This window comes from Bacillus cereus, from assembly GCF_002564555.1.
Lineage (GTDB): Bacteria > Bacillota > Bacilli > Bacillales > Bacillaceae_G > Bacillus_A > Bacillus_A cereus_K.
Genome location: NZ_NUVD01000015.1, coordinates 131190 through 152100, shown reverse-complemented (window position 1 = coordinate 152100; position 20911 = coordinate 131190). Strand labels below are relative to the sequence as shown.

The following is a 20911-nucleotide window of genomic DNA, read 5'->3' as shown; positions in this document are numbered from 1 at the left end:
TGTAAAGGTGGTAGAAAGGTTCTACCACCCCAATAGTTTTTTAGTTTATGTCACTTATTAGATAGAAACGTCGCGTAAGCACTGAATAGCACAGAAGCAGTCTAAATCAACAGTAATACAAGTAGGCGTTGCTTTCAATTTTGAATTCGGTACATTTAAAAATGTGCAAATTGGATTATCACCAGGTGGTACAGGCGAACCATCATGGAATACAACAACTAATACACGTAGCACAGCACAACTATCATCATCTACACTCTCAACGCGGAAAATTGGAGAAGTACAGTTCTTAAGATCTCCTGGTATTGTTGGTGCAAATGCTTCAAAAGGTAATCCAGCTTTTGTGTATAAAATAAAAGGGCGTGTATTTGCTACTGCAGCGCTATTGTGTGCTCCTAAAAATGGGATTTCACAGCCAGATCCACACGTTGTTGTAGAACAATCTTGTAATTCATTGATGAATTTTACAACGTCAACTACACAATGAGAAGAGCCGTGGTTTTTATTTTCGTTACAACTCATTAATGTCACTCCTTATCTTCTTGTTTGTATTTACATTAATAAGATATTGGAGTCGGGGAGATTTGGTCACAATCTCAAGACCTTTTTTTTTAAATAGGCGAAAGAAGATAGGGGAAGGTGGAATCATGCTGTTTACAAGCTGGCTTTTATTTTTTATTTTCGCACTAGCAGCTTTTCGGTTAACTCGCCTCATTGTTTATGATAAAATTACAGCCTTTGTACGAAGACCGTTTATCGATGAATTAGAGATTACGGATCCGGATGGAAGTGTATCAACTTTCACAAAAGTAAAAGGTAACGGATTAAGAAAGTGGATTGGCGAATTATTAAGTTGCTATTGGTGTACAGGTGTATGGGTTAGTGCTTTTTTATTAGTTTTATATAATTGGATTCCTATCGTTGCAGAACCGTTACTTGCCTTATTAGCTATTGCGGGTGCAGCAGCGATTATTGAGACCATTACAGGATATTTTATGGGAGAATAATATATTTTCATAAGAAGAGAAAAAGCGGAGTTTAAAAGAATGAGGTAACGGAAAGAAGGAGCTATTCATATAGTAAATAGACAGAAATGATAGTAGAGGAGATGTTTGCTGTGAGCAATAATCCAAGGCGAAATTCATATGATCTGCAGCAATGGTATAACATACAGCAACAGCACCAAGCACAACAACAGGCATATCAAGAACAATTAGCGCAACAAGGATTTGTGAAGAAAAAGGGATGTAATTGCGGGAAAAAGAAGAATATAATAAAACAATATGAAGAATGAAACACTCATGTTACCGTGAGTGTTTTTTATTATAAATATAAAATGAATTTTCTTAAAAGGGTACGCTACTCCAAAATGTCAGAATAAAAAGGAGTGTCACATAGTCAGAAATTCGACTTATGGGACAACTCTTTTTTACTAGCAAATTTGTATAACTGTTAATGCTGCAGCACGGATGTCTACAGCTCCAAATAATTCAACTGGCACGATTTGAATTAAGTCGCCAGGATTTAAGTTAATAAGAATAACACCACTAGAAATTTCTGCATCACCAGTACCGATAATATTAGCCTGGACTGCCGTTCCTGATCCTGGAATAATGTTATCTGGTGTGCCCAATGTTAAGAAGAATCGAGCAGCATTTGGTGGCGCAGGAACATTTTCAAGACTTACTGTTAATATATAACTAATTTGATAAATACCAGTTTGTTGAATTTGAATACCGTCTCCGGCATTTACTGTATTATTTATTATTGGAACGCTAATATTTGGATTTGGGCTTACGCTAGGTAATAGTAGTGGTGTAAATAATGAAGCAAATTGAGGTGCAGATGCATTGAACGCAAAACCAAAGGCCGGTAGTGGACTAGCTGGTTTCGCCTCATAATCGATTTTAGTTACTTCGCAATTAGAAGAGAACATATTTTTCACTCCTTTATCTGTTGCTACTTTTAGTTAATGAAAAGGACAAGTTACCAATTTCAAGGAATTCACATAATAATACCTTTTAAGCATGGATTGGGTGGNNCCACCCAATCCATGCTTAAAGTAGTATTTAGTTTTATATAGAAACATCGCGCAAGCATTGAATAGCACAGAAGCAACTTAAATCAACAGTAAGACAAGTGGAGGTCGATACTAATCTTGCATTTGGTACAGCTAAAAACGTACAGATTGGATCGTCACCAGGTGGTACAGGAGAACCATCACCTAATAATACAGTTAACACACGCAATACAGCGCAATCATCATCATCTATACTCTCTACACGGAAAATAGGAGATCGGCAGCTAGAAAGGCTTGCATTTGGTGCAAATGCTTCAAAAGGATTTCCGGATTTTGTGTATAAAATAAAAGGGCGTGTATTCGCTACTGCTGCACTATTATGAGCTCCTAGAAATGGGACTTCGCAACCAGATCCACATGTTGTAGTTGCACACTCTTGTAGCTCATGTATAAAACGAACGACATTCGATACACAGTTGAAATCAAAATCATGTTGATTATCTTCATTACAATTGCAGCTCATTATGTTCACTCCTTATCGTGAGTTCTGACATACACTATTACAATATGAGTAGAATATGGTTGATATTACGCTAATTCTCATGATAAAAACAGTGAATTTCTATAGTAGGCATGTACATAGCGTAATATAAAAAGACATCCTTATTTAGTGGATGTCTTTTCGGGTAAGTCTTTTCTTGCAGTATATAAAAAACGAGATATATCTAATTTCTTTCCTCTGAAAAATTGTGGAGAGGAAATGTAAAGTTCTTCTTTCGCACGTGTAATTGCAACATAAAGTAGTCGGCGTTCTTCTTCTAAAGCTTCAGAAGTGTCCGTGACACGATCATTTGCATCTTTTAAAGAAGAAGTGTGCGGCAGTATGCCATCGCTTGCACCAAGTAAAAAGACGCATGGAAACTCAAGACCTTTTGCGTTATGAATGGACATGAGTGAAACGGCATTTTTTTGTGGCATTGTTTTTAATGCTTCCATTTCTTTTTGGCTTTGAATTGCTTCGTCAATAAATTGTAAGTAAGCTGGAATATCGGTGAAACGTGTGGCAGATTCCATTAATTCTTCTAACATTTCTTCTTGTATGTCTTTATGCATCGTAAAGGAAGAACGATCGTTACTTTGTAAGTACTCTAAATACTTTCCTTTACCATGAATAATTTCTTTTAATGCTTTTTTCGGTTCTAATTCTTTTATAAATTTAATAAAATCGATACGCTCATTTACCTTTTTCACTTGAAAAGGTTTTAAGCTTGGATTTAATAATAAGAAATGAAGAAGAGAAGGAAAACGGCCCTCACCATATTTCCACTGTTCACGTTCAATAAATGAAATACAATCATCACGCCCGATATACATCGTTGGCAATATGTTTGAAAGTGATTCTAATCGAAACGGCTCAATGACCAGTCTTAAATGATCTAATACAGGCTTAATTAAAGAATGTTCATAAAATGACTGACTCGCACCGTGCTTAATAAACGGGATTTTATGAATTGTAAGCTGATCAAGTAACGAACGGCTTACAGAATGTGTGCGATACAGTAAACAAAAATCTTTATAGCTTCGCTCGCCGCTATCTACTTTTTCTTGAATGAGTTGCAAAATTTGATTTGCTTCATCAAGAGTCGTAGCTGGTCTTGCATAAAATGGTTGTACACCTTCTTCACGAACAGAATATAGCTCTTTATCAAAACGTTCTTGATTCAGTTTGATAACTTCATTTCCAAGTCCGACGATGAATGGATTGGATCGATAATTCGTATTAAGCGCAATAATCGTTGTATTATCGAATTCTTTTGGAAAAGATAAAATAATTTGATGACTTGCTCCTCGCCAGCCGTATATCGCTTGATCATCATCACCTGCAATAAATAAATTATTTCTTGGCGTGGCTAACAATTTTACAATTTCATATTGTGCATACGATGTATCTTGGAACTCATCTACTTCAATATAGTGGAAACGTTGTTGTAATTGATTGAGCAAGGGAGCGTTATTTTCTAACATATAATACATTTCTAATAAGATATCATCGAAGTCGATATAATTATATCGCTGTTTTACCTCTTCAAAACGTTCGTATACTTCTTTAAATTCTTGTTCGACTGGTGTTGTTGCTTTTACATCTTTCGGACGATTTAATTTGTTTTTCTCAAGTGAAATCATAGCGAGCATCGTTTCAGCATCATAATCGTCTTTCAAGCGTAATTCTTTTAAAATTTTCTTTATCATAATTTGTTTATGTTTTTCATTTGCTAAAATTTGCTGGTTATATCCTTGGCTACGAAGTAATTTTAAAAAGACAGAGTGGAATGTACCAGCAACAACATAGTTGCTTGCTGCATGATTCATACCTGGTAAATTCGCTACACGACTTCGGAGTTCTTCAGCAGCTTTTTGTGTAAATGTAAGTAATAAAATATTTCGCGGATGAACTTGTTTTACATTTACTAAATAACCTACGCGAGTTGTTAAAACAGACGTTTTCCCGCTTCCGGCACCGGCTAGTGTAAGAACAGGACCTTCTGTCGTACGCACGGCTTCTAACTGTTTTTCGTTTAAAAAAATATTTTGCTGTTCGAGAGCACGGAAATACGCTGCATCTGCATCTTCTTCCATAATTAAATGGGTAGATGTTTTTGGAATGTGGTATGTTGCACGCGGAATATCAGCGTGCGTTAATGATTTTTGTGAAAATTTTTCTTGTGTCATATGTTCACCTTCAAAACTATAGCATCAACATTTAACTTTAGCGGAAGAAAAAGAAAATAGCAATGTAAAAAACAGGAGGGGTTACCTCCTGCTTTCAAATTACAATTCTTTTATCATTACGACGTGCGGGATATTCGCTTCCATAAATACATCAGAATGCGTCACATATCCAAGCTTCTTATAGAAATCTTCAGCATGTGTTTGAGCATGAAGTTTTATTTTAGGAAGAGATTCTTCCTTTGCATACGCTTCAAGCGCATCCATCACAATTTTTCCAATGCCTTTTTTACGATGGGAAGCTAGTACACAAATGCGCTCCATTTTTCCTATCCCATCAACGGTACGAAAGCGACCAGCACCGACCGGAATGTCATGATCATATATCACAACATGTGTGGAAGTTTCTTCAAACTCATCATACTCTTCTTCGGCAGAAACACGTTGTTCATTTACAAATACTTGTTTACGTACAGAGAATGCATCTCTTAGTTGTTCGTCTGTTTGTACGATCTGTGCGTGCAAATTAGATGTTCCCCTTTCCAAGGTGGAATGTTTCGTATACAGTCCATGTTCCGTTTTCTAATTGATATAGAAGGTGGAAGCGATCAATTGGTTGTTCATAATAGAAATCTTTCATACGTAATCGACCTAATACATCAGCATGCTCTGCATCTGATAAGCCTTGTCCGATTGTTAAATGTGGTACGAAAGCGTATTCGCGTTCTTGCATGAAGAATTCGCTATGCATTTCTTCATTTAAGAAAGTAAGTTCAGGTGTTTTTTCTACTTTAAAATATAGAACATTATTAACAGGTGCGAATGAACCAACTTTACCAACATGAAGGGTGAAAGGGTTCGTTTTACTTGCGATTGTATGTAATTCTTTTACAATCGGTTCTAATTGTTCATCTTGCGTCTCAAAGGGTGTTTTCAATGTAATATGTGGCGGAACTAATGCGTAGTGCGGATCATAACGCTTACGCAAACCGTTCGCTTTATCTTGAATCATTTTAGATGGAAAAATTACAATGCCTAATTTCATGTTCCAATTCCTCCCTTTGTAAGTCTAGTTAGATTTTGAGATAAATAAATCTCTTTATCTATTATATCAAATTATTCTGAATACTGCTCCCTATTATTTCATTGATAGAATATGAGAGAAAGCTTTCGGTAAATCAGATTGCCAATACTTCCAAGTATGATTCCCTTCAAACTCCTCGTAATGCGTGATGAAATTTCTATCTGTAAGAAGCGTGTTTAGTTCACGGTTTGGCTCTACGAAATCAGATACTTGTCCATCTGTACGTTTTACAGCTGTTTCTTCTGTCCCGATGACGTGATAAAGTTCTAACGCCCCCGGATCTTTGAAATCTTTTGCTAAATTCATCACTGTGTCATCAACGAATGGTGATTGCATTACGACTTTACCGAATGTATGCGGATACATAAGTGCAGTCATAAAGGAAACTGTCCCACCAAGAGAATCCCCAATTAAAACGCGGCCTTTCCCCATTTGATACGTTGGATAATTTTCATCGATATATGGCGCAAGTTCATGAGCAAGGAAACGAATATATGCAGCATTTTTCACTTCATTTGGGAAATATTTTTCTTTGCGATCATGTACGTTTTTATATGGAATACCGACAATAATTGTACGGTCAATTTCTTCAGTTTCACGAAGACGTTCAATTACACGGTGCGCTTTACCGAGCTGAAAATAATCTCTACCATCTTGTGCAATAACAACCGTATGTTTATGGAGAGGTGTGTAATTTACTGGTAAATAAACAAGAAGTGTAAGTTCTTCTTGAAGTGATGTACTAAAAAATGAAATTTCTTCAATTCTCCCTATTGTTTGATTCATGTATATCCCCCTAAATAAAAATTTACTGTAATGATTGTAAGAGCGACGCTTGTAGTGAAGGAAAGAAATAGTCACTAATAGGTGCCTTAATTTCTATTTTACCATAATGGTACGAAGAATCTAAAAAATTAGTATTTAAGTTATGAAAGAAAACGGATATAATGAAGTGGGATTTTTTATAGGTGAGAGGGGAGACAGGGTTTGAAACAAGAAAAATCAATAGCACTACCATTAGCAATTTCCATTATAGCAATTTCATTCGCAGCAGTTTTTGTAAAGATGTCCTCAGCACCATCTTCTATTTTAAGTATGTATCGATTATGGATTATCGTACTTATTATGCTGCCAATCGTTTGGAAAAAACGAGAAGAGTTTAGTAGGATTCAAATAAAGGATTGGGGATTTTTAATTGGATCTGGTTTCTTTTTAGCGCTTCATTTTCTTTTATGGTTTGAATCTTTAAAGCATACGACAGTTGCAAGTTCGACGATTATTTTAGCACTTCAACCGATCGTATCTTTAGTTGGAGGTTTTTTCTTATTTAAAGAAAGAACGACATACTCAGCCATTGCGACAATGGGAATTGCGATACTAGGCGTAATGTGTATTGGATGGGGAGATTTAGGGCTAAGTGAACAAGCAATTTATGGAGACATATTATCCTTTTTAAGTGTGATAGCAGTTGTCGGTTATTTATTTATCGGGCAAACAACAGTAAAGAAAGTATCACACTGGATTTATAGCTTTACAGTCTTTGCATTCGCAGGTATTTTTATGGGAATTTATAATGTCATATTGCAAGTGCCTTTTACAGGTTATTCGAAATGGGACTGGACTGTTTTCCTTTTACTTGCGGTTGTGCCGACAGTGTCACATGTAATTAATAACTGGCTATTAAATTACGTAAATGCAACGACAATTTCAATGAGTATTTTAGGAGAACCTGTTGGGGCATCTGTACTTGCGTTCTTCTTACTTGGAGAAAAATTAAATGCAATGCAAATTATCGGTAGCATTCTCGTATTGTGTGGTGTATCTGTTTTCTTACTGCAGCAACAAAAGCGAACAGCGAAAGATGTGGTAAACGAGCCGGTGTATACGCAGGAATTATGACGAGTTGATAGGAAATAAAATGATATAAGAGATGAAAAGAGAAGTAGTTAGTAGCTTCTCTTTTTTGTTCTATACAAAAATAAAAGAGGAAGGAGAGGAAGTATGAAAGAAATTTTAATGAAGTATATGACAAACCTTACAACATTAACTGAAGAGCAGCAGCAAATGATTCTTGGAGAACTACAAATTGAAGAATATAAAAAAGGAACAGTTCTCCTAAGACAAGGAGATGTTCCGTCTCAATGTTATTTCGTATTAAAAGGCTGCGTAAGACAATATAGTATAGATGAAATGGGGAAAGAGGTTACATCAAACTTTTATACAGAAGAACAAGCAATCGCAAATTTTAACCATCATAAACAAGATAAATCATCTCCACATACGTTAACATGCCTAGAAGATTGTCTCGTTGTAGTAGGCGACCAGTCTAGTGAAAAGAACATGTATAAGAAATATTCAGAGTTAGAAGAAATGACACGCCAAATGATTGAATATAATTTTGGTGAAGTACAAGAAGAACTTACATTATTTATTGCATCGACACCAGAAGAGCGCTACAAATCATTATTACAAAAACGTCCTCATTTAATCGATCGTGTTCCTCAATATCAACTAGCAAGTTATCTAGGGATTACACCAGAATCATTAAGCAGAATTAAGAAACGAATTAAGTAGTGGATTTACCACCTTTCAACAGTAGCCATATTGCAAATCCTAATTCACCTGCAATCATGGGTAATTGGAACACGATTTGTATGATTGAGATGATCGCATCATATTGTGAAAACATTGTATTCATAACGTGAATTACGATATAACCGATAGCGGCGATGAACAATAATATACTAATAAATTTCGGTATATGTTTAGAGAGAAAAGTTACAAATCCTAAAACGAAAAGATGCAAGCCAAAAATGATTAATCCTACAGACCAAATATATTCGAATACCCCGAGAAACAGCATCGTATATGTTTCTGGATTAGCAATTGTAATTTTTGAAAGTAGTAATACCAATATTAGATTGAATACGGCGATTCCAAGTATAGCTGTATACATAAGACGAAGCCAGGCAGCTAGTAATGAGATGCTAGCATGGATAGGTTTTAGAAAGAAATAAAGAGCCCATGCGGCGATAATATCCATAATAAAAATGATAATCCAGCCGAAGATTTCTGCTTTGAAAAGCGAATTTGAAGTTTGGATATTATGGAGTGTCGTACTTGCATCGTCTTGTACAACGAGATTTCCGTGAACAAAACCGTAAGAAAAAAATGCAGCGAACGCCATGATAAGAAGAGCAGTTCCAGCAGTTATGGCAAACTTTCGTTCATTCATCTGTCATCCTCCTATTTCAATATTATTTTCATTTTAATAAGAGAAGGAGAATGATTCATTGACTTAAATCAAGAGGGGGAGTGTAATGGAATTTTCATCAAAAAAAGATGCATGGTTATATCCAATTTTTTTTATTGTTGTAGGCGCCTGTTTTGCACCAATATTTGCAGGGGGAGAATATTTTCTTTTATTTTTCACAATACCGTTAGCGATACTGTTTAGTTGGAGTTGGTTTACAACGAAATATATTGTGGGGGAGGAAACAATTACTATTAGATCAGGTCTCGTTAAAAAACGCATATTTATACGAGATATAAAACGAATTTCGAACACGAAAAATCCAATAGCAGCCCATGCTCTATCATTCGATCGACTTGAAATTGTTTACGGGACATATGAAACAGAGATTATTTCTCCAAAAGATAAACTACAATTCATTTCCTGCGTGAAAAGTAAAAATCCTCAAATTGAAATAAAGTAAGAGAGTGGTCAAAAAACCACTCTCTTACTTTGGATTTGTCATATAAGGTTGTACATGAACGATACATAAATCACGGAATTTTCCTTCAGCGGTAGTCACAATTACTACGGCTCTTCCTGCACTTTTTCCTGTAATCGTTACCGACTCTCCCTTCGGATAGATGGTGATGACATCGGAATTCATATTTGTCCATATAAGCTCTTGATTCGTTGCCTGCATTGGCAAAACGGAAGCTGATAAATCGGCGCTTTGTCCGGTTTTTATTTTAAGCTTATTTTTTTGTATATGAATACCAATTACAGATATAACAGAAGGAGCAATTGAAATTTTGGGTGGATTAGGTTGTATGTTTAAACAAGAAGCAGAAGTATTTGTGATAGGTGAAAATTTTCGTGTTTGTTGTTGCTGCAAAGCTGCTAACATTGTGGAGTCCCCTTTCTGTATAGGTGTCGATACTAATAATATAAAGGAAGAATGTTATAGTAAATTTAACGAAACATAAAGAAATTGTTAAATTCGAATGGAAAATTGTCGAACTTTGATAAAAAGAAAGCTCTGCTGNNCAGCAGAGCTTTCTTTTTATAGATTATGACGATGTTGTTTTTCAAAATCCTCAAATTGTTCTTCAACTTCTTTTGAAGGCTGTGTTAGTAAACTAACAATTACGATTACTAGTAAACTAATAGCGAAACCAGGAATCATTTCATATAAGAACTCTTTTAAGAATTTGAATTGAGTCCAAATAATTACTGTAGCGGCACCTGAAATCATACCAGCAAGTGCGCCCCATTTCGTCATACGTTTCCAATATAAGCTTAATAAAATAGCAGGTCCGAATGAAGAACCGAATCCAGCCCAAGCATATCCAACAAGAGCTAAAATCGTATCATTTTGTTTAAACGCTAATGCGCACCCAACTAATGCGATAACAAGTACAGCCATACGACCGACAAATACAAGCTCTTTATCAGAAGCAGAACGTTTAAAGAATGTACGATATAAATCTTCTGTTATAGCACTAGAAGTAACGAGTAACTGAGATGAGATTGTACTCATAATCGCTGCTAAAATGGCTGCTAATAAAAATCCAGTAATAAGTGGGTGGAATAAAATTTTTCCAAGTTCAAGGAAAATTGTCTCTGGGTTAGATAATGTCAACTCTTGTTGTGAGTAGTAAGCAATACCGATAAGACCAGTAAACATAGCTCCGACAACAGAGAAAATCATCCAGCTCATACCAATACGTCGTGCACTTTTAATTTCTTTGACAGAAGAAATCGCCATAAAGCGTACGATAATATGAGGTTGTCCAACATAACCAAGGCCCCATGCGAATAATGAAATCATTCCTAAAGTAGAGGCACCTTTAAAAATATCTAAACGTGTCGGATCTACAGATCGAATTGTATCAAATGCAGGTCCAAGTCCGTTTGAATTCATAATTGTTACAATTGGAACAAGAATAAGAGCAATTACCATAATGATTCCTTGCACAAAGTCTGTCCAACTTACAGCTAAGAAACCACCAAATAATGTGTAGGCTACAACAACGCCTGCTACAATGAATAATCCAACATGATAGTTTATACCAAATGAATTTTCAAATAATACAGCGCCTGAAACTAATCCTGAAGCTACATAAAAAGTAAAGAAAATCATAATAACAAGTCCAGATACTAAGCGTAACATATGAGATTTGTCGTGGAAGCGATGTTCCAAAAATTCTGGGATAGTAATAGAGTTATTTGCAATTTCAGAGTAGGTACGTAAGCGAGGAGCGACATAGAGCCAGTTTGCGTATGCGCCTAGTGTTAGGCCGATCGCAATCCAACTACTACTTAATCCAACGCTAAACATTGCACCGGGTAGTCCCATTAAAAGCCAACCACTCATATCAGATGCTCCAGCACTTAATGCTGTTACTGCGGGGCCTAGTGTACGCCCGCCAAGCATATAATCTGTTAAGTTGGACGTTCGTTTATAGGCGAAATAGCCGATTACTAACATCCCGAGCATGTAAATAGAGATAGAAGTTAAAGTTAATATCTGCGTACTCATGTAGTTCCCCTTCCTTTTGTCATGTCTTTTGATGTGTTATGCATTTATAATCTATCATGATTATTCTGAAAAATCCATATAAAAATATGAATTTTCAGAAATATAAGCGTTTTTTGGTATCATTTTACTTTTTTAATATATAATATTCAGACAAAAAACCTTAATTTTAATAGAGTATTTATTATATTTACATAAAAACAGGTTGTTTTGTCAATATAATATTGAAAGAAGGAAAAAATAAATTTTTTTAAAAAGTATTGACTTGTGAAAAAAGTTAGGTCTATAATGAGTGCAACTTAAAAAAATGCAAGCGTTGATGAAGAAGAGTACACATGATGAACATGTCAGAGAGCTGATGGTTGGTGCGAATCAGTATGGAATTGATGTGGAATGGGCTTCGGAGCTTCCAAACCGAAACGAAAGAAGTAGGCTTTGGCGACATGATCTCATCGATACAAGAGACACGTATTGTTTTTGATACGGTAAAGTGCGTTACATTCGTAACGAATTAAGGTGGCACCACGGGAGTACCCGTCCTTTTTATAGGATGAGTACTCCCTTTTTGTGTATAAAAAATTAAATAGATTAAATCGTTTAAGTAAGAAGAGTACGTATATTGGAGACGTTTCAGAGAGCCGGGGACAGGTGGGAGCCCGGTGCGGTGCCATATACGGAATGGGCTTACGAGAGGTATGCTGAACAATTATTTCAGTAGGCAACCCGGGTTCCGCCGTTACAAGGATAAGGTATATATTTTGTACCTGAATAAAGCGGGATGCTTTTGCATCCAACATGAGGTGGTACCACGGTAAATTTATCGTCCTCTACATATTTCGATATGTAGGGGACTTTTTTATTTTTCAGAGCGAGGTGAAGGACATGATGACGAAAGAAGAATTTATGAAGCAAAAAGAACAAGGAAAAACATTTTTAGTAATCGCTGAAGAAGAAGGAGATAGCATTACGCCAATTTCTTTATATAGACGTATGAAAGGGAAGAAGAAATTTTTATTAGAAAGCTCACAGCTTCATCAAGATAAAGGGCGTTATTCTTACTTAGGTTGTAATCCGTATGGAGAAGTGAAAAGCGTTGGTATGGAAGTAGAACGAACGATATATGGGCAAACAGAAAAGTTGCAAGGTAACGTACTGCAAGTGTTAGAAGAGGTAATCGCACCAGCTCAAGTAGACAGTCCATTCCCATTTTGCGGAGGAGCAGTTGGCTATATTGGCTATGATGTCATTCGGCAATATGAAAACATTGGAGCAGATTTACACGATCCATTAAATATTCCAGAAGTACACCTTTTACTATATCGTGAGTGTATCGTTTACGATCATTTACGCCAAAAGTTGTCGTTTGTATATGTATGCAAGGAAGATGATTCAGCAGATTATGAAGAGGTATATGAAAGGTTGCAAGTATATAAAGAAGAAGTGTTAAAGAGAGAAGAAGCGGAAGTAGATGAAATACAATCAACATTATCATTCACTTCTTCCATAACGGAAAAAGAGTTTTGTGAGATGGTAGAAACAGCGAAAGAACACATTCGAGCCGGGGGCATATTCCAAGTCGTACTATCGCAGCGTTTGCAAAGCGAGTGTAAAGGTGATCCTTTCGCTTTATACCGGAAACTTCGAATTGCAAACCCATCACCATATATGTTTTATATCGATTTTCAAGATTATGTTGTCCTTGGTTCTTCGCCGGAAAGTTTGTTATCAGTAAGAGACGATAAAGTGATGACGAACCCAATTGCCGGTACGAGACCGAGGGGGAAAACGAAGAAGGAAGATGAGGAAATCGAAAAAGAACTGTTAGGAAATGAGAAAGAGCGAGCAGAGCATATGATGCTTGTGGATCTTGGGCGAAACGATATTGGCAGAGTAAGTGAAATTGGATCAGTTACGATAGACAAATATATGAAAGTAGAAAAATACTCTCACGTTATGCACATTGTATCTGAAGTTTACGGAACATTACGAAAACGAATGAGCGGTTTTGATGCATTAGCGTATTGTTTACCAGCAGGGACAGTTTCAGGCGCTCCGAAAATTAGAGCGATGGAAATTATAAATGAGCTAGAGAATGAAAAAAGAAATGTATACGCCGGTGCAGTTGGATACGTTAGTTTTTCAGGAAATCTTGATATGGCGCTCGCAATTCGAACGATGGTCGTGAAAGATGAGAAAGCGTACGTTCAGGCAGGAGCGGGTATTGTTTACGATTCAGACCCGGTAGCTGAATATGAAGAAACATTAAATAAAGCGAGAGCACTTTTGGAGGTAATGAAATGATTGTACTCATCGATAATTACGATTCATTCACATATAACTTGTATCAACTATTAGGTGAGTATGAAGAAGATATTGTAGTCGTAAGAAATGATCAAATAACAATAGAACAATTAGAAGCGATGAATCCAAAAGGAATTGTGCTTTCACCAGGACCAGGGAAACCAGAAGATGCTGGCATTTGTATCGACGTCATCCGTCATTTTTATAAGAACGTTCCCATATTAGGTATTTGCCTCGGGCATCAGGCAATCATATCCGCATTTGGAGGAGACATTGTAAGAGCAGAACGTATTAAACACGGAAAAACATCACGTGTGAAACATAACGGGACATCGATCTTTTCGTACGTAACGCAGCCATTAACAGCAATGCGCTATCATTCCCTTGTTGCAGCGCAAACGAGTTTGCCAGAGTGTTTTGACATACTAGCGACAGCGATGGACGACGGAGAAATTATGGCAGTTCGTCACAACTATTATCCGCTCTTCGGATTACAGTTTCATCCGGAATCAATCGCAACAGAAGAAGGCGGAAAGTTAATACGTGCCTTTTTAGCAGAAATGAAAGAGGAGGAAAGAGTATGAATAACTATCTTCGTAAATTAGTGGAGGGACAACATTTAACAGAAGAAGAAATGTATAAAGCTGGTCTTCTTTTATTAAGTGAAAACATATTGGAAAGTGAAGTCGCAGCTTTCTTAGTACTGCTGAAAGCAAAAGGCGAAACAGCAGAGGAAATATACGGCCTTGTTCGTGCTCTTCGCGAAAAGGCATTACCGTTTTCAAACCATATAAAAGGCGCGATGGACAATTGCGGAACGGGTGGTGACGGTGCGCAAACATTTAATATTAGTACAACATCGGCATTCGTACTGGCAGGAGCAGGTGTAAAGGTTGCGAAACATGGAAACCGTGCTGTTTCTAGTAAGACTGGAAGCGCTGATTTATTAGAAGAACTCGGTGTAAACATTAGCAGTACGCCAAGTGAAATTGATTATTTGCTAGAGCATGTAGGGATCGCATTTTTATTCGCACCAGCGATGCATCCAGCATTAAGGCGCATTATGAAAATAAGAAAAGAATTAAACGTGCCAACAATCTTTAACTTAATTGGACCGTTAACAAATCCAGTCCATTTAGAAACACAATTTGTCGGTATTTATAAACGAGATATGCTATTACCAGTTGCGCAAGTATTACAGAAGCTAGGGCGGGAACAAGCGCTTGTCGTAAATGGAAGTGGCTTTTTAGATGAAGCGTCATTACAGGGAGAAAATCATGTCGTCGTTTTAAAAAATAATGAAATAGTAGAAATGAGTATTGATCCGGAAAAGTATGGATTTTCAAGAGTCAAAAATGAAGAAATTAGAGGCGGGAATTCAAAAGAAAACGCAAAAATTACGCTCGGAGTATTGAGCGGAGAAAAAAGTGTATACCGCGATACCGTTTTGCTAAATGCAGGGCTTGCTCTTTTCGCAAACGGAAAAGCGGAAACGATTGAAGCTGGGATTAAACTCGCCGAACATAGCATTGACTCTGGAAAAGCATTAGCAAAACTAAACTTATTAATTGCAGCCAGCAATGAAAAATTAGAAAGGGTGAATTAAAGTGGGGACGATTTTAGACAAAATTGTAGAACAGAAGAAAAAAGAAGTTGCGGAGTTATATGAAACGTATACACCATTAAATGAAAGTAGAAAGACACATTCACTCGTAGAAGCGTTGCAGCAGTTCACTGTCATTGCAGAAGTAAAGCGAGCATCACCATCAAAAGGAGATATCAATTTACACGTTGATGTACGAAAACAGGTAAAAACATATGAAGAATGCGGCGCTGGAGCAGTTTCTGTTTTAACAGATGGTCAATTTTTTAAAGGGTCGTTTCACGATTTACAAACGGCAAGAGCAGAAAGTAATATTCCGCTTTTATGTAAAGATTTCATAATCGATAAGATTCAAATTGATAGAGCTTATGAAGCAGGAGCAGATATTATTTTACTAATCGTAGCGGCGTTAACGAAAGAGAAATTAAAAGAGCTGTATAGCTACGTACTAGAAAAAGGATTAGAAGCAATTGTTGAAGTTCATGATGAACAGGAATTAGAAATTGCAACCCGATTAAATCCGCACGTTATCGGTATTAACAATCGTAATTTAAAAACGTTCGAAGTGGATTTAAGCCAAACGGAAAAGCTCGGAAAACGATTAAATGAGGAGAAAATGCTTTGGATTAGTGAAAGTGGTATTCATTCAAAAGAAGATATCATTCGTGTCAAACGAGCTGGAGCAAAAGGTGTATTAGTTGGTGAAGCGCTTATGACATCATCTTCTATCAGTACCTTTTTTGAAGACTGTAAGGTGAGCATATGAAAGTGAAAATTTGCGGGATCACTGATGTTGAAACAGCGAAAAGGGCGTGCGAATACGGAGCAGATGCAATCGGATTTGTTTTTGCAGAAAGTAAACGGAAAATTACTCCAGAGCAAGCGAAAGAAATTATTGATGAGCTTCCAGCACACGTTTTAAAAGTCGGTGTTTTCGTAAATGAATCAGTAGAAGTGATCCAGAAAATTGCAGATGAATGCGGATTAACACATGTGCAACTGCATGGGGACGAAGACAATCATCAAATCGAAAGATTGAATATTCCGTCTATAAAATCACTAGGAGTAACTTCAGAGGAAGATATGAAAAATGCTCAAACATACGAAACAGATTATCTATTATTCGATAGCCCGAAAGAAAAGTTTCACGGAGGAAATGGAAAGACATTCTCATGGGAGTTACTCGCACATATGCCAAAAGAGTTGCGAAAGAAAACGATATTAGCTGGTGGATTAAACATCCTTAATATAGAAGAAGCAATTCGAACTGTTCAGCCTTATATGGTCGATGTGAGCAGCGGAGTAGAGACAGAAGGAAAGAAAGACATAAAGAAAATAAAACAATTTATTATAAAAGCGAAGGAGTGTTCCAAATGAATTACACATATCCAGATGAAAAAGGACATTACGGTATATACGGAGGGAGATACGTTCCAGAAACGTTAATGCAATCCGTATTAGAACTAGAAGAAGCATATAAAGAAGCGATGCAAGATGAAGCATTTCAAAAGGAATTAAATCATTATTTAAAAACGTACGTTGGAAGAGAAACACCACTTTATTTTGCTGAAAATATGACGAAGTATTGCGGCGGGGCAAAGATTTATTTAAAACGTGAAGATTTGAACCATACAGGAGCACATAAAATTAACAATACAATTGGTCAGGCACTTCTTGCGGTAAGAATGGGTAAGAAAAAAGTTGTCGCTGAAACAGGAGCAGGACAACACGGAGTTGCAACAGCAACAGTATGTGCTCTTCTCGGTTTAGAGTGCGTCATCTTCATGGGAGAAGAAGATGTGAGACGTCAAAAATTAAACGTGTTCCGAATGGAATTACTTGGAGCGAAAGTAGAAAGCGTAGCGGCAGGTAGCGGCACATTAAAAGATGCGGTGAACGAGGCGCTTCGTTACTGGGTTTCACACGTACATGATACGCACTACATTATGGGATCTGTTCTTGGACCACATCCATTCCCGCAAATTGTTCGTGATTTCCAAAGTGTAATTGGGAAAGAAACAAAAAAACAATACGAAGCGTTAGAAGGGAAATTACCAGAAGCTGTCGTTGCTTGTATTGGCGGTGGTAGTAACGCGATGGGAATGTTTTACCCGTTCGTACACGATGAAGAAGTAGCTCTTTACGGCGTAGAAGCAGCTGGGAAAGGTGTTCATACAGAAAAACATGCAGCGACTTTAACGAAAGGAAGCGTCGGTGTTTTACACGGATCGATGATGTATCTTCTGCAAAATGAAGAAGGACAAATTCAAGAAGCGCACTCTATTTCAGCAGGACTCGATTACCCTGGTGTTGGACCAGAACATAGTTTATTAAAAGATATTGGGCGCGTTTCGTATCATTCCATTACAGACGATGAAGCGTTAGAAGCATTTCAATTGTTAACGAAAAAAGAAGGGATTATCCCAGCGTTAGAAAGCTCACATGCTGTCGCATACGCTTTAAAACTAGCGCCAAAAATGAAGCAAGACGAAGGACTTGTCATTTGTTTATCCGGCCGTGGTGATAAAGATGTAGAGAGTATAAAACGTTATATGGAAGAGGTGTAAAAAATGGGAGTAGAAAGAATTAAAGCAGCGTTTGAAAATGGGAAAAAGGCATTTATTCCGTACGTAATGGGCGGAGATGGTGGACTTGAAAAGTTAAAAGAAAGAATTCGTTTTCTTGATGAAGCAGGAGCAAGCATCGTTGAAATTGGTATCCCATTTTCAGATCCAGTCGCAGACGGTCCAACGATTCAAAGAGCAGGGAAACGAGCATTAGATAGCGGCGTAACATTAAAAGGCATTTTTCAAGCGTTAGCAGAAGTAAGGAAAGAAGTACAAATTCCATTTGTGCTTATGACATATTTAAATCCAGTACTCGCATTCGGAAAAGAAAAATTTATTGAGAACTGTATCGAAGCAGGTGTAGACGGCATTATCGTTCCAGACTTACCGTATGAAGAACAAGACATGATTGCACCGTTACTTCGAGAGGCAAATATTGCGTTAATTCCACTCGTTACCGTAACGAGTCCTATTGAAAGAATTGAAAAAATTACGCGTGAATCAGAAGGGTTCGTTTACGCAGTTACAGTAGCAGGCGTAACCGGAGTACGTCAAAACTTTAAAGGTGAGATTCATAGTTATTTAGAAAAAGTAAAATCACATGTACACTTACCAGTAGTCGCAGGATTTGGTATTTCAACACGAGAGCAAATAGAAGAAATGATTACAATATGCGACGGTGTTGTTGTTGGAAGTAAAGTTATTGAGCTTTTAGAAAATGAAAAGCAAGAGGAAATATGTGAGTTAATTCATGCAGTAAAACAAAAAGAAGAGGCGTAAGTCTCTTCTTTTTGTTTTGTTTATAAAATGTTAAAATATACAGAAAATACATGCAGTTTAGAGGGTGAGAAGGCATGCTAAGACGTAAACTATTATATCTACTTTTAACTGTGCCACTATACGCTTGGCTCATTAGCATGACGAAAATAGAGTTAATGGCTCTATTTGTAGGATATGTATTCATCTTTTCCAATTTAAATCGGATTCAAGAGCAATCTATTTTAGAAGTATGTATATTTTCGATTAGTATAGAACTATTTAGTATCGTTTCGATTGTATTATTAAATGAAGTATTTCGATGGATTCATTCATTTGAATTGGTGAAAATTGGAAATATTGTATTGCAAGCAATATGTGCTTACATTGTGTTTGTTGTGTTAGGAAAAATAATCGGGCAGCAGACGGTTTTTCAAGATAAAAGAAAATGGGATTGAATCAAAAAAGAGCCGCTTTGGTTCTTTTTTGATTCTGTTGCAAAAACAATTGAAAATCGTTTTATCTGTTATATAATAGTTAAAAATTGTATTTTAAACGAAATGAGATGATAACATGGCCATATTGTTGGCACTTATCCCGATTATGATGATTTTTATTTGTTTATTTTTGTTTAAACAGACGTCATTAAGGGCCTCGTTAATTTCTTATGCCGTTTCTGTTGGAATTGTTTTACTCTCGCCAACATTTCGGCTAGGGATAAGTGAAACTGTGCACGCGACGATTAAAGGTTGGTTAATTTGTTTTATTGTTGGGTACGTTTTATTTTTCGGTATTTTTTTATTTCACCTCATGAACAAAATGGGTTACATCGATCAAGTAGCGCGCTTTCTAGAAGAGGTCACTCATGATCGCTTATTACAAATGCTTCTTATGTGTTTTGGTATTTGTCCACTAATTGAATCAGTAAGTGGATTCGGTATTGGCTTTATGGTCGCAGCACCGATTTTTCTTTCGTTAGGCTATAAACCATTTCAAGCTGTACTGCTCGCGTTTATCGGTTTACTGGCTAGTTCATGGGGCGCGATGGCAACAGGTACAATTATCGGCTCGCAACTTATAAATATGCCGCTCACGACACTTGGTACAAATACAGCGCTATTAAGCATCCCGATTTTTGCATATTTTATCTTTCTTTCTTTATATGTTGTCGGTGGCTTTCAGGCAGTTATAGAAAAGTGGAAGGAAGGAGTAGGGTTCTTTCTATTATTTTCTCTCGGAATCTATCTTTCTAACGCATACGTAAGTGTTGAATTAGCAGGGATATTAAGTTCTATCGTTACGATTACATTTGGCTTTCTTATCATTAAACTAAAAGGAAAAAATGAGCAAACCCTTATAACAGAACATGCTGCGGCAGCGGAGAGAGAAGTATCTATTATAAAAATTATTAGCCCTTATATATTCTTAACAGTTTGTATTTTACTTTCTCGCCTCGTTCCAGCATTACATGATTTACTCAGATCCTATGCAGTTCTCGATTTAAAATCATACTCTTACAAATTAGAGTTACTATATTCACCAGGATTTTGGCTGGCCATGACTTGTTTATTTACAATTATTTTCTTCCGTATTCCATCAAAAATTATTAAACAATCACTCTCACAAACGATAAAACAATGGATTCCTTTCGCTATTACAACGACAATGTTTATTGCCATTTCAGAACTAATGGGCGCATCTGGCATGCATTCATTACTCGCAAAAACAGCTGGTGAAACATTTGGTACGTTTTTTGTTTTCGTTGCTCCGTTCATCGGCGGAATCGGCGGTTTTTTAACAGGTAGTAACGCAGGATCAAATGCGATGTTTATAAAACTACAAATGCAAACAGCGCAAAACGTAGCACTTCCGTGGCAATACGTCACAACGCTTCAAAATACCGCATCATCAGTAGCGACGATTGCTTGCCCATCACGTATTACACTCGGTGCTTATTTATGTAATATCCCGCATCGTGAAAATGAACTATTAAAGAAAACGACATTAATGATTTTTGGTGCGGTGTTACTTGTTGTGGTGGAAGTTATTATTTGGTATGTGTTGATAAAGTGAAAAATCCTC

24 protein-coding genes and 2 other annotated features are annotated in these 20911 nt (G+C 36.7%); of the genes, 14 read left to right on the top strand and 10 right to left on the bottom strand.

Annotated elements, in window-relative coordinates; translation table 11 throughout:
• Positions 1–57: 57 nt before the first annotated feature.
• On the bottom strand, positions 58–522 hold the full coding sequence (locus tag COI75_RS07780) for a CotY/CotZ family spore coat protein (RefSeq protein WP_001277751.1): 465 nt from the start codon (positions 520–522) through the stop codon (positions 58–60).
• Positions 523–647: 125 nt separating this feature from the next.
• Here COI75_RS07780 and COI75_RS07775 point away from each other — a divergent pair, with 125 nt between their 5' ends.
• Positions 648–1007, top strand: a complete 360-nt coding sequence (locus COI75_RS07775) for a DUF1360 domain-containing protein (RefSeq protein WP_000899667.1) — start codon at positions 648–650, stop codon at positions 1005–1007.
• Positions 1008–1093: 86 nt separating this feature from the next.
• Positions 1094–1294, top strand: a complete 201-nt coding sequence (locus COI75_RS07770; protein ID WP_033657965.1) for a hypothetical protein — start codon at positions 1094–1096, stop codon at positions 1292–1294.
• 138 nt (positions 1295–1432) lie between these two features.
• Here the strand turns inward: COI75_RS07770 and exsF are convergent, their stop codons facing one another.
• From exsF to COI75_RS07740, 6 genes are all read right to left on the bottom strand, one after another.
• Entirely contained in the window at positions 1433–1936 is a 504-nt protein-coding gene (gene exsF / locus COI75_RS07765; RefSeq protein ID WP_000493037.1) for an exosporium protein ExsF, read from the bottom strand.
• A 139-nt stretch (positions 1937–2075) separates the two neighbouring features.
• Positions 2076–2543 carry a spore coat protein CotY gene (gene cotY / locus COI75_RS07760; protein WP_001277722.1) on the bottom strand — a complete coding sequence of 156 codons (468 nt, stop codon included), beginning with the start codon at positions 2541–2543 and terminating at the stop codon, positions 2076–2078.
• Between the two features lie 140 nt (positions 2544–2683).
• Positions 2684–4750: an ATP-dependent helicase gene (locus COI75_RS07755; RefSeq protein ID WP_098381274.1), complete on the bottom strand. Its 2067-nt coding sequence runs from the start codon at positions 4748–4750 to the stop codon at positions 2684–2686.
• A gap of 99 nt (positions 4751–4849) precedes the next feature.
• Positions 4850–5272, bottom strand: coding sequence for a GNAT family N-acetyltransferase (locus COI75_RS07750; RefSeq protein ID WP_000543291.1), 423 nt, complete (start codon positions 5270–5272; stop codon positions 4850–4852).
• 1 nt (position 5273) lies between these two features.
• Positions 5274–5792 (bottom strand): YjcG family protein, encoded by a 519-nt coding sequence (locus tag COI75_RS07745; protein ID WP_000765868.1) that lies wholly within the window; start codon positions 5790–5792, stop codon positions 5274–5276.
• Between the two features lie 93 nt (positions 5793–5885).
• Positions 5886–6617 (bottom strand): alpha/beta hydrolase, encoded by a 732-nt coding sequence (locus COI75_RS07740; protein ID WP_001076837.1) that lies wholly within the window; start codon positions 6615–6617, stop codon positions 5886–5888.
• Between the two features lie 201 nt (positions 6618–6818).
• Here COI75_RS07740 and COI75_RS07735 point away from each other — a divergent pair, with 201 nt between their 5' ends.
• Positions 6819–7730, top strand: coding sequence for a DMT family transporter (locus COI75_RS07735; RefSeq protein WP_000806948.1), 912 nt, complete (start codon positions 6819–6821; stop codon positions 7728–7730).
• Positions 7731–7832: 102 nt separating this feature from the next.
• Complete coding sequence (locus tag COI75_RS07730) at positions 7833–8405, top strand: Crp/Fnr family transcriptional regulator (protein ID WP_000658910.1); 573 nt, start codon at positions 7833–7835, stop codon at positions 8403–8405.
• On the opposite strand, the gene COI75_RS07725 is transcribed toward COI75_RS07730, so the two are convergent.
• A complete protein-coding gene (locus COI75_RS07725) occupies positions 8398–9066 on the bottom strand; it encodes a DUF4386 domain-containing protein (RefSeq protein ID WP_098381275.1) in 669 nt (222 codons plus the stop codon). The two genes, COI75_RS07730 and COI75_RS07725, sit on opposite strands and share 8 nt — an antisense overlap.
• An 85-nt stretch (positions 9067–9151) precedes the next feature.
• On the opposite strand from COI75_RS07725, the gene COI75_RS07720 reads away from it, so the two are divergent.
• Positions 9152–9547: a PH domain-containing protein gene (locus COI75_RS07720; protein ID WP_000396094.1), complete on the top strand. Its 396-nt coding sequence runs from the start codon at positions 9152–9154 to the stop codon at positions 9545–9547.
• Between the two features lie 24 nt (positions 9548–9571).
• Here COI75_RS07720 and COI75_RS07715 read toward each other — a convergent pair whose 3' ends face one another.
• Together COI75_RS07715 and putP are read right to left on the bottom strand one after the other, a co-directional pair.
• Positions 9572–9970, bottom strand: coding sequence for an Ig-like domain-containing protein (locus COI75_RS07715; protein ID WP_000878759.1), 399 nt, complete (start codon positions 9968–9970; stop codon positions 9572–9574).
• Between the two features lie 156 nt (positions 9971–10126).
• Positions 10127–11605: a sodium/proline symporter PutP gene (gene putP / locus COI75_RS07710; protein ID WP_098381276.1), complete on the bottom strand. Its 1479-nt coding sequence runs from the start codon at positions 11603–11605 to the stop codon at positions 10127–10129.
• Positions 11606–11909: 304 nt separating this feature from the next.
• Positions 11910–12147 (top strand) — a binding site (T-box leader).
• A 42-nt stretch (positions 12148–12189) separates the two neighbouring features.
• Positions 12190–12433 (top strand) — a binding site (T-box leader).
• Between the two features lie 51 nt (positions 12434–12484).
• Between putP and trpE the strand changes: the two genes are divergently transcribed.
• The 9 genes from trpE to COI75_RS07660 all read left to right on the top strand — a co-directional run bounded on the left by trpE (position 12485) and on the right by COI75_RS07660 (position 20902).
• Positions 12485–13903: an anthranilate synthase component I gene (trpE, locus tag COI75_RS07700; protein WP_141530826.1), complete on the top strand. Its 1419-nt coding sequence runs from the start codon at positions 12485–12487 to the stop codon at positions 13901–13903.
• Positions 13900–14487, top strand: a complete 588-nt coding sequence (locus tag COI75_RS07695; protein WP_000636328.1) for an aminodeoxychorismate/anthranilate synthase component II — start codon at positions 13900–13902, stop codon at positions 14485–14487. The genes trpE and COI75_RS07695 overlap by 4 nt, the downstream gene beginning before the upstream one ends.
• The gene (trpD, locus tag COI75_RS07690; RefSeq protein WP_001067375.1) at positions 14484–15509 is read left to right on the top strand and encodes an anthranilate phosphoribosyltransferase; all 1026 of its coding nucleotides are present in this window, start codon (positions 14484–14486) and stop codon (positions 15507–15509) included. Before COI75_RS07695 ends, trpD begins: the two co-directional genes overlap by 4 nt.
• A 1-nt stretch (position 15510) precedes the next feature.
• Positions 15511–16272, top strand: coding sequence for an indole-3-glycerol phosphate synthase TrpC (trpC, locus tag COI75_RS07685; protein ID WP_000536709.1), 762 nt, complete (start codon positions 15511–15513; stop codon positions 16270–16272).
• Positions 16269–16883 (top strand): phosphoribosylanthranilate isomerase, encoded by a 615-nt coding sequence (locus tag COI75_RS07680; protein ID WP_098448273.1) that lies wholly within the window; start codon positions 16269–16271, stop codon positions 16881–16883. Before trpC ends, COI75_RS07680 begins: the two co-directional genes overlap by 4 nt.
• Positions 16880–18073, top strand: coding sequence for a tryptophan synthase subunit beta (trpB, locus tag COI75_RS07675; RefSeq protein ID WP_098448272.1), 1194 nt, complete (start codon positions 16880–16882; stop codon positions 18071–18073). Before COI75_RS07680 ends, trpB begins: the two co-directional genes overlap by 4 nt.
• A 3-nt stretch (positions 18074–18076) precedes the next feature.
• Positions 18077–18853 (top strand): tryptophan synthase subunit alpha, encoded by a 777-nt coding sequence (gene trpA / locus COI75_RS07670; RefSeq protein ID WP_098448271.1) that lies wholly within the window; start codon positions 18077–18079, stop codon positions 18851–18853.
• A 74-nt stretch (positions 18854–18927) separates the two neighbouring features.
• The gene (locus COI75_RS07665; RefSeq protein ID WP_098448270.1) at positions 18928–19287 is read left to right on the top strand and encodes a DUF4029 domain-containing protein; all 360 of its coding nucleotides are present in this window, start codon (positions 18928–18930) and stop codon (positions 19285–19287) included.
• A 115-nt stretch (positions 19288–19402) separates the two neighbouring features.
• Positions 19403–20902, top strand: coding sequence for an L-lactate permease (locus tag COI75_RS07660; RefSeq protein ID WP_098381279.1), 1500 nt, complete (start codon positions 19403–19405; stop codon positions 20900–20902).
• Positions 20903–20911: the final 9 nt, after the last annotated feature.

Bases quoted from the DNA above. Each gene is read 5' to 3' on its own strand.
- COI75_RS07780 (WP_001277751.1), bottom strand. From the start codon at position 522: ATGAGTTGTAACGAAAATAAAAACCACGGCTCTTCTCATTGTGTAGTT.
- COI75_RS07775 (WP_000899667.1), top strand. From the start codon at position 648: ATGCTGTTTACAAGCTGGCTTTTATTTTTTATTTTCGCACTAGCAGCT.
- COI75_RS07770 (WP_033657965.1), top strand. From the start codon at position 1,094: ATGATAGTAGAGGAGATGTTTGCTGTGAGCAATAATCCAAGGCGAAAT.
- exsF (WP_000493037.1), bottom strand. From the start codon at position 1,936: ATGTTCTCTTCTAATTGCGAAGTAACTAAAATCGATTATGAGGCGAAA.
- cotY (WP_001277722.1), bottom strand. From the start codon at position 2,543: ATGAGCTGCAATTGTAATGAAGATAATCAACATGATTTTGATTTCAAC.
- COI75_RS07755 (WP_098381274.1), bottom strand. From the start codon at position 4,750: ATGACACAAGAAAAATTTTCACAAAAATCATTAACGCACGCTGATATT.
- COI75_RS07745 (WP_000765868.1), bottom strand. From the start codon at position 5,792: ATGAAATTAGGCATTGTAATTTTTCCATCTAAAATGATTCAAGATAAA.
- COI75_RS07740 (WP_001076837.1), bottom strand. From the start codon at position 6,617: ATGAATCAAACAATAGGGAGAATTGAAGAAATTTCATTTTTTAGTACA.
- COI75_RS07730 (WP_000658910.1), top strand. From the start codon at position 7,833: ATGAAAGAAATTTTAATGAAGTATATGACAAACCTTACAACATTAACT.
- COI75_RS07725 (WP_098381275.1), bottom strand. From the start codon at position 9,066: ATGAATGAACGAAAGTTTGCCATAACTGCTGGAACTGCTCTTCTTATC.
- COI75_RS07720 (WP_000396094.1), top strand. From the start codon at position 9,152: ATGGAATTTTCATCAAAAAAAGATGCATGGTTATATCCAATTTTTTTT.
- COI75_RS07715 (WP_000878759.1), bottom strand. From the start codon at position 9,970: ATGTTAGCAGCTTTGCAGCAACAACAAACACGAAAATTTTCACCTATC.
- putP (WP_098381276.1), bottom strand. From the start codon at position 11,605: ATGAGTACGCAGATATTAACTTTAACTTCTATCTCTATTTACATGCTC.
- trpE (WP_141530826.1), top strand. From the start codon at position 12,485: ATGATGACGAAAGAAGAATTTATGAAGCAAAAAGAACAAGGAAAAACA.
- COI75_RS07695 (WP_000636328.1), top strand. From the start codon at position 13,900: ATGATTGTACTCATCGATAATTACGATTCATTCACATATAACTTGTAT.
- trpD (WP_001067375.1), top strand. From the start codon at position 14,484: ATGAATAACTATCTTCGTAAATTAGTGGAGGGACAACATTTAACAGAA.
- COI75_RS07680 (WP_098448273.1), top strand. From the start codon at position 16,269: ATGAAAGTGAAAATTTGCGGGATCACTGATGTTGAAACAGCGAAAAGG.
- trpB (WP_098448272.1), top strand. From the start codon at position 16,880: ATGAATTACACATATCCAGATGAAAAAGGACATTACGGTATATACGGA.
- trpA (WP_098448271.1), top strand. From the start codon at position 18,077: ATGGGAGTAGAAAGAATTAAAGCAGCGTTTGAAAATGGGAAAAAGGCA.
- COI75_RS07665 (WP_098448270.1), top strand. From the start codon at position 18,928: ATGCTAAGACGTAAACTATTATATCTACTTTTAACTGTGCCACTATAC.
- COI75_RS07660 (WP_098381279.1), top strand. From the start codon at position 19,403: ATGGCCATATTGTTGGCACTTATCCCGATTATGATGATTTTTATTTGT.